The following is an 11,577-nucleotide window of genomic DNA, read 5'->3' on the forward strand; positions in this document are numbered from 1 at the left end:
TCCCGTCATAGCCGGGAGAGGCTAGATCCGAACGATCCGTCAGGCCGCTTCCGGTCTGGCGTTGGCAATCACCGTGACGAGATCGCCGACGATGCGCTCCACCTGGGCCCGGTCGTCGCCTTCAGCCATGACACGGATCAGCGGCTCGGTGCCCGATGGGCGGATGACGAGTCGGCCCTTGGTGGCAAGCTCGGCTTCCGCATCCGCGATCGCCTGCCGCACAACGGCGTTTTCCAGCGGCTTGCCACCGGCGAAGCGTACGTTTTTCAACAGCTGCGGCACCGGCTCAAACCGGCGGCAGACTTCGCTCACCGGGCGATCGAGCCGCTTGACGCGGGCAAGGATCTGCAAGGCTGCGACAAGACCGTCACCGGTGGTGCCGAAATCCGACAGCACGATATGACCGGACTGTTCGCCACCCACGTTGAAATCGTGATTGCGCATGTGCTCGACCACATACCGGTCGCCGACCTTGGTGCGAGCAAGCGTCAGGCCCTTGGTCTCCATGAAGCGCTCGAGCCCGAGATTGGACATGACGGTCGCGACAATGCCGCCACCGGTCAGCTTGTCGTCTTCCGCCCAGCTTTCGCCGATGACCGCCATCAGCTGGTCGCCGTCGATGATATCGCCATTCTCGTCGACGATGATGACACGGTCCGCGTCGCCATCCAGCGCAATGCCGATATCGGACCGCGTCTCGTGGACCTTGCGCTGCAGCGCCGCCGGGCTGGTTGAGCCGCAATCGAGATTGATGTTGGTGCCGTTCGGCTCGTTGCCGATGGTGACCACTTCGGCGCCGAGTTCCCACAGAGCCAGCGGCGCGACCTTGTAGGCGGCACCATTAGCGCAATCGATCGCGACCCGAAGACCGTGCAGCGTCACGTCACGCGGGAGCGTGCGCTTGGCCTGTTCGATATAACGGTAGATGTCGCCCTCGACGCGCTTGGCGCGACCGATATCGGCCGATTTTGCCAGCTGCGAATGGAGGTCGCTGTCGAGCAGATCCTCGATCCGCATTTCCAGCTCATCGGAAAGCTTGTAGCCGTCGGGGCCGAACAGCTTGATGCCGTTATCCTCGAACGGGTTGTGTGAAGCGGAAATCATCACGCCGACATCCGCACGCAGCGAGCGCGTCAGCATGGCGACGGCGGGCGTCGGGATCGGGCCAAGCAAAAACACGTCGAGGCCGGCTGCGGTAAAGCCCGCGACCATGGCATTTTCCAGCATGTAGCCGGAAAGACGGGTATCCTTGCCGATCACCACGCGGTGGCGGTGCGTTCCGTTGCGAAAAATTGTTCCGACGGCAATACCGACGCGCATCGCGAGATCTGGCGTCATCGGATAGACGTTGGAATGCCCGCGGATGCCATCAGTCCCAAAATAGCGGCGTGTCATGTAAGCTCCCTGGTACACGCGCTCTCAAAAGCGCGGTCTTCGCCCGGTTATGGCTATATGTGCAACATGCCCGAGCGGATCGGCGGCATTGCCGTCCAAGATCGGCTCATGCCACAGTTCATCTGCGTTGGCACCTAAATTACCGTCAAAATCGCTTATATCCCGTTACCGAACCAGTCCCGCTAAGGTCGATAAGCAAAAGCCGCCGCGGAAGTTTCCGCAGCGGCTTCAATAGGTTTGATGCAGAAGAGATCAGTGCGGCTGCGGTTCAAGACCGCCTTCGGGCGCATCGCCCTTCGGCTCGTCCTTCTTTGCACCGGCGCTCGGCACAGCCGAACCACGGCTTGGCGTCGAATCGTCGCCAAGGTCACGCGACGGCTTCTGGCCGAGAATCAGCGCTCTGATTTCGTCACCCGAAAGGGTTTCGTACTCGAGAAGGCCCTCAGCGATGGCCACGAACTGATCGTGGTATTCGGTCAGGATATGGCGCGCTTCCGTATAGGCTTCGTCGATCAGACGGCGCACTTCGCTGTCGATCTTCTGGGCCGTCGATTCGGACACGTTCTTCGACTGCGAAACCGAATGTCCGAGGAAGACTTCCTGCTGGTTTTCACCATAGGCGACCTGACCGAGGATGTCGGAGAAGCCCCACTGGGTGACCATGGCGCGGGCAAGCTTTGTCGCCTGCTCGATGTCAGAGGAAGCACCGGACGTGATGTTTTCCTTGCCGAACGTCAGTTCTTCGGCAACGCGGCCACCCATCATGATGGTCAGGCGCGACACCATCCACTTGTAGCTCATCGAATAGCGGTCGCCTTCCGGCAACTGCATGACCATGCCGAGCGCACGACCGCGTGGAATGATCGTCGCCTTGTGCAGCGGATCGGCAACGGCCACCTTGAGGGCGGTGATCGCATGACCGGCTTCGTGATAGGCGGTGAGCTTCTTCTCGGCTTCGGTCATCGCGGACGAGCGACGCTCGGCGCCCATCATGATCTTGTCCTTGGCGTCTTCGAATTCCTGCATGGTGACGAGACGCTTGTTGCGGCGCGCTGCCATCAGGGCAGATTCGTTGACGAGGTTCATGAGGTCGGCACCGGAGAAACCAGGCGTACCACGGGCAAGAACCTTGAGATCCACGTTGGGAGCAAGCGGCACGTTGCGCGCGTGAACCTTGAGGATGCGTTCGCGACCGACGATGTCAGGGTTCGGCACGACGACCTGACGGTCGAAACGGCCTGGACGCAGAAGTGCGGGATCGAGAACATCAGGACGGTTGGTTGCGGCGATGAGGATGATACCCTCGTTCGCCTCAAAGCCGTCCATCTCGACCAGAAGCTGGTTCAGCGTCTGCTCGCGTTCGTCGTTACCACCGCCGAGGCCTGCGCCACGGTGACGGCCGACGGCGTCGATTTCGTCGATGAAGATGATGCAGGGCGCATTTTTCTTGGCCTGCTCGAACATGTCGCGCACACGGGATGCACCGACGCCGACGAACATTTCCACGAAGTCCGAACCGGAGATCGTGAAGAACGGCACGTTGGCTTCACCTGCCACCGAACGGGCGAGCAGCGTCTTACCGGTGCCCGGAGGGCCGACAAGCAGCACGCCGCGCGGGATACGACCGCCGAGACGCTGGAACTTCTGCGGATCGCGCAGGAATTCGACGATTTCCTCGAGGTCAGCCTTGGCTTCGTCGACGCCGGCAACGTCCTCAAACGTGACGCGGCCATGCGCTTCGGTCAAAAGCTTCGCCTTCGACTTGCCGAAGCCCATCGCACCGCGTGAGCCACCCTGCATCTGGCGCATGAAGAACAGCCAGACACCGAGGATCAGCAGCATCGGCAACAGCGTGCCGATATAGCTCAGGAAGCCAGACGATCCGTCTGTCTCGGGGCGAGCCATGATCGAGACGTTCTTCGACTGAAGACGCTCCATCAGGCTGTCATCGATGACCGGGGAGTATGTCTGGAAATTGGTGCCGTTCTCGGTATAGGTGCCGAGGACACGATTGCCGGTCACGACGACGTCGCGAACGCGGCCGGAATCCACGTCACGCAGGAACTGCGAATACGGAATTTCGCGCGAGGACGTCTGCGACGGCGCCGTCTGGAACATGCTGAACAAAGCGATCAGCAGCAGGGCTATAATGGCCCAGAGGGCAAAATTGCGAAAATTTGGGTTCATCGAACTCCCCAGTATGCCAACGGTCACATCATGGCGACCGCCCTTCTTGGAACCTAACATAGGGTTGAGCTTTGGCATTGCCAAGGCGAACCGGCACGGACGCCTAGCTTTTCCGCTGCGAAAGCTTAACCGGAAGCGGGGGTATATCGTCGCATCCGACCAAATCGGCGAACTGGGCTGCAATCTCGAGCTCGAACTGCGACAGGAAGCGTTCGAACGTCCCCAGGACCGGGTGCATGTCAATCGCGTGCAGCAGGCCAGTTTCGAGTGTTCGCACCTGTGGCATTGCCGCCATGGCCCGCATCGCGACCGACCCGGGCGCATTCGGGAAAAGCGAGCCCGCCAGCGTGCGATCGGGAATGGTCGGCCCGATCACGATTTCGCTATTGGTTGGGTTGTGGACGCGGTATCGGCCATCCCAGACCTTCCCCGCCCCCGCCGCGATGCGAACAGGGTTCAGATTGCGGCTTTCCCGGTAAAGATACAGCCCATCCCGACGCAGATCGAAGATGACCCGCCCTGCAGACATTCGGCCGAGGTGCCGGCCATCCAGAAATGCCGCGACCCGTGTCATCGTCTCGGTCGAAGGAACGTGTTCCCGTCCGCCCAGGAGCGCGATGAGATGTCCGAGCAGATGGTCCCGAGCCAGTGGATCGCCGCCCAATGCTTCGACCGGAAGATAAGCCAGAACCCCATGGCTGATGGTCAGCTGCTCGCGGGCCAGTTCCGCCGCATGGCGGGACAGACGCGTTCGCGAAGCGCCGGCCGCAGCGATCTCGTCCATCGTCACCGTCTCGATGCCCGTGAGGGCATTTCGAGTTCTGACCCTCTCGTAATGGCTGTCGAGATTGCTAGGGTCGTCGATCCAGCCCTCGCCTCCCGCTGCAAGAAAATCCCGGATCGCTGAGCGACGCACAGACAGAAACGGTCGCAGCAGCCAGCGCCGTCTGTCGAGCAGGACTGCACCTGCCATGCCCGCCAGACCCAGCTTGCCCTTCGTGCCGTTGCGCACTGCGCGCATCGCCACCGTTTCGATCTGGTCGTCCAGCGTATGGCCCGTGAGGATGGCGGTGGCTGCGATCTCGTCAGCGATCTCCATCAGCAGCCGGTAGCGAGCTTCTCGTGCGGCAGCCGGAATGCCGGTCGTTGGTTTGTCGCCGTCCCAGCGGCGGATCGTGTGGGGAATGCCCTTGCGTGCGCAAAGAGATGCCACCGAGCCGGCCTCCGCGCCTGATTCGGCTCGCAGCGCATGATCGATCGTGGCGGCGGCAAGTTCGATCCCGCCTTCCGGGTCAGTAGCCAGCGCCTCTTGAAGCGCGAGCAGAAGCCCGGTCGAATCACTGCCGCCGGAGATCCCCACAAGCAGTTTCGCCGGCCTTGAAAGACCGGCGAGAAATTCACGAACCGCTGACTGCGGGGATGGATCCGGGGTGGTCACCGCCGCAGGATCAGCAGGACAGCCGCTTCTGCTCGGTCGTCACCTTGCCGAGCACGGCGCGCTGCGCATTTGGATAGCGCTTGGGTACCTCGCGAAGCGTCGCGCAGGCCGTATCCTTGTTGTCGAGAGCCGCAAGCGACATGCCGAGCTTCAGCAGCATTTCCGGCGCCTTGGCGGACTTGCCGTAGGTCTGGTGCGCGTTGAGAAAGGTCTTTGCCGCATCGGCATATTTCGCCTGCGAGAACTGCGCTTCGCCGAGCCAGAAATTGGCGTCTGCGGCCCGTGAGCTCTTCGGGTAGCTGGCAAGGTAGCTGGAGAATTCTTTCTCGGCGAGCGGGTAGTCGCCGGAAAGAACATGGTCATAGGCGATCTTGTAGCTGTCGCCCTCACTGCCGAGCGAGGCCGTCTGCTGCGGATCCTGCGACCCACCGCTGCGCGACGAGCCGGAAGCAACACCGGGAAGACCGGCCGAATTGCGGGCATTGTCGTTGCGGGACGCACCGACAGTATTTCCGCTCGTGTCGAGATTCATCGAGCCAAGCGTTGTTGGCGCTGGTGCGGCGCGGTTGCCTGTGGTCGCGGATGGGCTGGAAGGCTCACCAATGATGCGAGCCACGTCGTCGGCGCCTTGCGCGGCAGGTGGGGAGGGTTCGCCGGAGGAAGCCGAAGATGAAGGGCGGTTGGACGCCACGGCCGGTTGCCCGCCCGTGTCGCCCAAGTCGCTTCTCTTCTTCTTTTCCAGGTCCTGGAAACGGAATTCGTTATCTTCCTGCGTTTTGCGCAGTTGTTCCTGCATCTGCAGGAGCTGATAACTCATTTCCTCGATACGGCCGTTAAGCTGCCGTACCTCTTCCTGAAGCTGCTGCGTCCGGACGGCATCGCCGCCCTGCGCGAGGATCACAGGCCGTTGTTCGGCCTGCGGCTGTTGCGGAACGCTTTGCTCGCCCTGGAAGAGTTTCGGAAATGAGAAGGCCCCAGCAGGGCCCGCCATCGCCGCCAGCCCCAGCATCGCTGCCAAGACAATTTTCTTCATGTCGTCCGTCCTGCTTCCCGCGCTTCGGCCCTCAAGCCGGAATGGCTTTCGGAAAGAACGAAGCGCAACCTATGTTCTACAACGCGCTGTGCGCATCGGAAACCCGGTGCGCGGCGCTGTAGCGTGCGCCGGATTGGCGCAATACGGATTTTTCTGAACTGCCGTCAAAAAGCAACCAAGTCGACGTTCAAAATCAAGGGAAACGGGGCCAAACTAAGGAAAAACAAAAAAGGTGGCGCGAAGGCCACCTTTTCTCACCAAAATGTCATGTGTGGAACGGGGACTGGCCCGGCCCCTCACCGGCATTACATGCCAGCGCCACCGAGAACGGTAACCGCGCGGCGGTTCTGCGACCAGCAGGAGATGTCGTCGCAAACTGCGACCGGACGTTCCTTGCCGAAGGAAATGGTCTTGATGCGGTTGGCAGGAATGCCGCGCGAAGCAAGATATTCCTTGGTGGACGAAGCGCGACGGGCGCCGAGTGCCAGGTTGTATTCGCGTGTACCGCGTTCGTCGGCATGGCCTTCGACGGTGATCGCGTAGTTCGGGTAACGCTGCAGCCACTGAGCCTGACGATCGAGCGTCTGCTGGGCATCTGCACGGATCGAGGTCGAGTCCGTATCGAAGAAGATCCGGTCGCCGACATTGACCGTGAAGTCCTGGCTCGAACCAGGTGTCGCCGAGCCGCCGGCGCCACCGCCGTTGAGGCCAAGGTCACCCGCGTTGTTCGGAAGGTTCTTCTTGTTCGCGCAGCCTGCGAGAGCGAGGGCCAGCGTCAGAGCGATGACGGCCGGGTTGCGAGCGAGGGTCTGCATACGGCTCATCGCCGGGGTATGAATGCGGCTCATGGCCGTTCTCTCCTTGATCATTTAATTTAAGAGTTGCCGAACTCTAACGGATTTAGGTTAACCATGATCAAACGCTTATGGTTAACGAATTCCTTCCGGTGCCCTATTTTTCACTCGTTCGCTGCCGGTTGGAACGCAAGCGCGGCAGATCTGCCGCGCCTCAAACGTGCCTCCTATTCAAGAAGCGGCGACCAGGCCGGGTCGGACCCGAATGCCGGTGTCTTGACCATCTGCTCGTTATAGCCGCTGAGATCGATCGAATACAACTGCGGACCACCGGCACCGGCATTCTGACGGAAGAACATCAGAACGCGACCGTTCGGTGCCCAGGTCGGACCCTCGTTATGGAAGCCCGATGTCAGAATGCGCTCGCCGGAACCGTCCGGACGCATGACGCCGATCGAGAACTTGCCGCCCGACTGCTTGGTGAACGCGATCAGATCGCCACGCGGCGACCAGACCGGCGTCGAATAGGAACCATCGCCGAACGAGACGCGGCTCTGGCCCGAACCGTCTGCACCCATCACATAGATTTGCTGGCGGCCGCCTCGGTCGCTTTCGAACGTGATGCGCGCACCATCGGGCGAATAGGATGGCGCGGTATCGATCGCAGCCGTCGACGTCAGGCGCGTCGTCGTGCGCGAACGCAGGTCCATCGTGTAGATATTGGCGTTGCCTTCCTGCTGAAGGCTCATGATCACCTTCTGACCGTCAGGCGAGAAGCGCGGCGAGAACGTCATGCCGGGGAAATTGCCCACCACTTCGCGCTGTCCGGTTTCCAGCTGCAGCAGGTAGACCCGCGGCTGGTTGCCCTCGAACGACATGTAGGTGACTTCCTGGCGGCTTGGCGAAAAGCGCGGCGTCAGCACGAGATCCTTGGTGCCGGTCAGCATGCGGACGTTGAAACCGTCCTGGTCCATGATTGCCAACTGACGCTGACGGGCAGTCTTCGGACCGCTTTCGGATACGAACACGACGCGGGTGTCAAAGTAGCCCTGCTCGCCGGTGATCTGCTTATAGATCGCGTCGGCGATGATGTGCGCCAGACGACGCCAGTTTTCCGGCTGGGTGAAGAACTGCTGGCCGGTCATCTGCTGGCCGGCAAACGTATCCCAGAGACGGAATTCGGCGCGCAGACGACCGTCGCCTTCACGGCTGACACGGCCGACGACCAGCGCCTGGGCGTTGATCGCCTTCCAGTCTTCGAAACGCGGCGCGCGGCCCGGATCGGTGATCTTTTCGATGAACGCCTGCTTGTTCACAGGCGCAAAGAGGCCCGAGCGCTGAAGATCGGCGGCGATAACCTGCGAAATCTGCGGTCCAAGCTCGTTGTTGGACAGGAAATCGGTAATCGCGATCGGCAGCGGCTCAACATTGCCCTTGTTGATGTTGATCTCGACCACCGCGTTTGCGGGGTTGGAGATCGCGGCAGCACCGGCGGACGCCATCATGAGCCCGAGGAAGGAACGTCTGATCATGGTTTGGCCTTTCAAAGCATATCAAGATCGCTGGGGCTGAAGTTCACGATGACTTCGCTCCACGCATCGTATTTGTCTGCCGGCAGGTTCTTGAACGGCGACGAACGCAAGACAGCGCGGCGCGCGCTGGATTCGAGCGTCCGGCGGGCCGTATCTGAACCGCCGCTTGAGGAAACTTCGGGTTCGCCGACGATCATGCCCGACTGGTCGAGCCGCATATGGACGCGGATGACCACGCCTTCTGCACCTTCGATGCCTGCGATATAGGACCAGTTCTTGCCGATCTGCCCGCGCAACGCGTCCATTTCGCTGACGCTGAGCTTTGAACCGGTCGATGGCTTCGTGCTGCCCGTGGAGGCAGGCGACGTCGAACGCTTGGCACCGCCGCCCGACGCGTCCTGCTTGTTGAGAAGCGCTGCAATCTGGTCGGCATTGAAGTCGCTGGCCTTGGAAGACGAGGACTTAGCAGTCTCCTGCTTCTTGCCTTCCTTCTTGTCGGTCGGCTTGGAAGCTTCGGTGGCCTTGGTGTCAGCCTTGGCGGTCTCGGTCGGCTTCGGCGGGTCAGGCTTTTTCTCGACCGGCTTTTCGACGGGCTTTGCCTGCTCCTTCGGCGGTTCCTGCTTCGGCTTGGCGGCCGGCAGCGGAACGCTGTCTGGAAGCGGCGCTTCCTCGGTCTTGGCTTCGGTCGGAGTTGGGGTCGGTGGCGGTGTCTCGGCCTTGGGCGGCGTCGGCTCGGGCTTTGGCGGGGTCGGCTCCGGCTTCGGCTGCGGCAGCGCTGCCACTTCCTGAGGCTTCGGTGCCGTCTCTTCCTTGACGATATCCTTGACCTGGTTGTCCTCGTCCGTCGGGGTCGGCGTCGGGCGCTCCACCGGCTTTGGCGCGGCGGCGGCTTCGGTCTTCAGGGGCTTCTTGGCGGGTGTCGGCGGGGACTTCAGGTCGATGTCGCTCTCGCCGGCATTCTCGGCGTTTTCGACGACCTTCTGGTTCTTGGTTTCCTTCACCGAAGGCTTTTCGGTGAGAGGCGCCTTCTTGTCACCCTGCTGCATCTGGGTGATCGATTCCACCGGGACGATGTCGACCGGAAGCGCCTCGACGTCGGCGACGTTGAGCTGCATCGGTGAACTCAGCGAGACAAGCGCCCAGCCGAGAAGCACCGAATGGAGAACCAGCGATGTGCCGATACTACCCTTCATGGCGTGGGATCACTGCTCCTGTTCCTGAAGGGTAACGAGGCCGAGGTTCTTGTAACCGGCAGACGAAATGCGGGCCATGACCTTCATCACCACGCCATAGGCAGCGGCAGTGTCGCCACGCACATAGATGCGCTCGTTATAGCCGGTCGTGGCGATCGCCTGCAGCTTCGGCAGGATCTCGTCGATCGTGATCGGGGTTTCCTGCAGGAAGATCTGCCCTTCCGGATTGACCGAAACGGTGATCGGCTGCGTATCGGAATTCATCGCCTTGGCCTGGGTTTCAGGCAGGTCGATCGGCACGCCGACAGTCATCATCGGTGCGGCGACCATGAAGATGATGAGAAGCACGAGCATGACGTCGACAAGCGGCGTGACGTTGATTTCGCTGATCGCGCCGCTACGGCTTCGCCCACCGCGACGTCCGCGACGACCGCCTCCCGACTTTGCTCCTCCGGCCGACATGCCCATGGTGCTTACTCCTGGCGTTGTGCCTGATTACTGAGCGGCCTGGCGTGGCTGCAGCTTCTCGTCGATCTGGCGCGAAAGGATGGCCGAGAATTCGTCGGCAAAACCTTCCATCCGCGATGAAAGCTTGCCAGCCTCGCCCATGAAACGGTTGTAGGCGATAACTGCCGGGATAGCGGCAACAAGGCCGATGGCGGTTGCCAAGAGCGCTTCGGCGATACCCGGTGCAACGACCGCAAGGTTGGTGGACTTCGATCCGGCGATCGCCTGGAAGGAGGTCATGATACCGATGACGGTACCGAACAGACCGATGAACGGACCGGCCGAACCGATGGTCGCCAGCGAACCGAGACGTGCCTCGTAGGCCTCGCCTTCACGCGACATCGTCACATCCATGGCGCGGTCGATACGCATCTGCAGACCGATCGGCGAACGGGCGCCGCGCTCAAAGCTTTTCTTCCATTCGCGCATGGCAGCGACGAAGATGGCGGCAAGGCCCGTGTTCTGGCGCTCGCCGAGCGTGCGGTAGAGTTCTTCGAGCGACTGACCCGACCAGAACACCTGTTCGAACTGATCGAACTGGCGCCGCGCCTTTGCAAAGCTCATATATTTGTCGATGACGATCGCCCAGGTCCAGACCGAGGCACCCATCAGCCCGATCATCACCATCTTGACGATCAGTCCGGCCTGCATGAACAGCGCCCAAAGGCTCACGTCATGCGTCGCAGCTTCCAGAGCTACCTGTTCCATCTGTCTTCAATCCCCGAATCCAAACGCCCGGCATTTCACAACCGGGCGGGTTCCAAAGCGCGCTCTCGCGAGAATGTTTCTGTCCGCCGAGATCGCCGCCTAACGCCCAAGATGTCCTGAGTTTTCAGCTTGGCTTCTCGCCTTCAAATTTGGTCAAAGGAAGGCGTGCGTTGCACAAATTCCTCACGGGTTAGTAAGACTACATTATCGTTAATAATGTGTTACGGCCGCAAGCTTGATCAGCGCTTTGGCTCTATTGTCCGAAGCTCAGATCGGCACTGTTAGAAACTTCTCCGCGATCGCCTCCGGCAGTCGTCGTGGACGGCCGTGTCTGTTGATGACGGCGATGACCACCTTCGCCACAATCAGCAGCGTTTCGCCGCGGCGGATTTCCTGGGTGAGAACCATCTTGGCGCCACCCGCCTTTTCGGTGATCGTCTGGATCGTCAGTATATCGTCCATCCGGGCCGGTTGCTTGAAATCGATCTCCATGCGGTGCACGACGAAGACCAGCCCCTCCTCATCCGCCGACAGAAGCGCACCCTGCTCGCAGCCGAGGCAACGCAGATAATCGGTTCGGCCGCGCTCGAGAAAGTGCAGGTAGCGGGCGTGATAGACGAGGCCGGAGAAGTCCGTGTCCTCGTAATAGACCCGCTGGACGAGGCTGTGACCGCCCTCGATCAGTTCTCCGGATAACAAAAAATTCTGCTCTGTCATAAGCTTGCCTTGAAATTCCATCTTCATCCCCTGGATAAAGGCGGAATACCGATCCACTTTCGGTGTCCTGTCA

The 11,577-nt window shown here is 61.1% G+C and carries 10 protein-coding genes; all 10 read right to left on the reverse strand.

Annotated features, from left to right (window positions below; all coding sequences use genetic code 11):
* Nucleotides 1-39: 39 nt before the first annotated feature.
* The gene (gene glmM / locus IFT66_RS10635; RefSeq protein WP_062460737.1) at nt 40-1,395 is read right to left on the reverse strand and encodes a phosphoglucosamine mutase; all 1,356 of its coding nucleotides are present in this window, start codon (nt 1,393-1,395) and stop codon (nt 40-42) included.
* Between the two features lie 252 nt (nt 1,396-1,647).
* A complete protein-coding gene (gene ftsH / locus IFT66_RS10640; protein ID WP_062461836.1) occupies nt 1,648-3,582 on the reverse strand; it encodes an ATP-dependent zinc metalloprotease FtsH in 1,935 nt (644 codons plus the stop codon).
* 103 nt (nt 3,583-3,685) lie between these two features.
* A complete protein-coding gene (gene tilS / locus IFT66_RS10645; protein WP_192077601.1) occupies nt 3,686-5,020 on the reverse strand; it encodes a tRNA lysidine(34) synthetase TilS in 1,335 nt (444 codons plus the stop codon).
* A gap of 10 nt (nt 5,021-5,030) precedes the next feature.
* On the reverse strand, nt 5,031-6,053 hold the full coding sequence (gene ybgF, locus IFT66_RS10650) for a tol-pal system protein YbgF (protein ID WP_062582428.1): 1,023 nt from the start codon (nt 6,051-6,053) through the stop codon (nt 5,031-5,033).
* A gap of 305 nt (nt 6,054-6,358) precedes the next feature.
* Entirely contained in the window at nt 6,359-6,901 is a 543-nt protein-coding gene (gene pal, locus IFT66_RS10655; protein ID WP_062460745.1) for a peptidoglycan-associated lipoprotein Pal, read from the reverse strand.
* Nucleotides 6,902-7,074: 173 nt separating this feature from the next.
* Nucleotides 7,075-8,379, reverse strand: a complete 1,305-nt coding sequence (gene tolB / locus IFT66_RS10660) for a Tol-Pal system beta propeller repeat protein TolB (RefSeq protein WP_062460748.1) — start codon at nt 8,377-8,379, stop codon at nt 7,075-7,077.
* Between the two features lie 11 nt (nt 8,380-8,390).
* The gene (locus IFT66_RS10665) at nt 8,391-9,572 is read right to left on the reverse strand and encodes a cell envelope integrity protein TolA (RefSeq protein ID WP_062460751.1); all 1,182 of its coding nucleotides are present in this window, start codon (nt 9,570-9,572) and stop codon (nt 8,391-8,393) included.
* 9 nt (nt 9,573-9,581) lie between these two features.
* Nucleotides 9,582-10,040: a protein TolR gene (gene tolR / locus IFT66_RS10670; protein WP_062460755.1), complete on the reverse strand. Its 459-nt coding sequence runs from the start codon at nt 10,038-10,040 to the stop codon at nt 9,582-9,584.
* 27 nt (nt 10,041-10,067) lie between these two features.
* Nucleotides 10,068-10,787 carry a protein TolQ gene (gene tolQ / locus IFT66_RS10675; RefSeq protein WP_062460759.1) on the reverse strand — a complete coding sequence of 240 codons (720 nt, stop codon included), beginning with the start codon at nt 10,785-10,787 and terminating at the stop codon, nt 10,068-10,070.
* A 267-nt stretch (nt 10,788-11,054) separates the two neighbouring features.
* Complete coding sequence (gene ybgC, locus IFT66_RS10680; RefSeq protein WP_192077962.1) at nt 11,055-11,504, reverse strand: tol-pal system-associated acyl-CoA thioesterase; 450 nt, start codon at nt 11,502-11,504, stop codon at nt 11,055-11,057.
* Between the last annotated feature and the right edge of the window lie 73 nt (nt 11,505-11,577).

This window comes from Rhizobium sp. CFBP 13726, from assembly GCF_014841925.1.
GTDB classification, from domain to species: domain Bacteria; phylum Pseudomonadota; class Alphaproteobacteria; order Rhizobiales; family Rhizobiaceae; genus Neorhizobium; species Neorhizobium soli.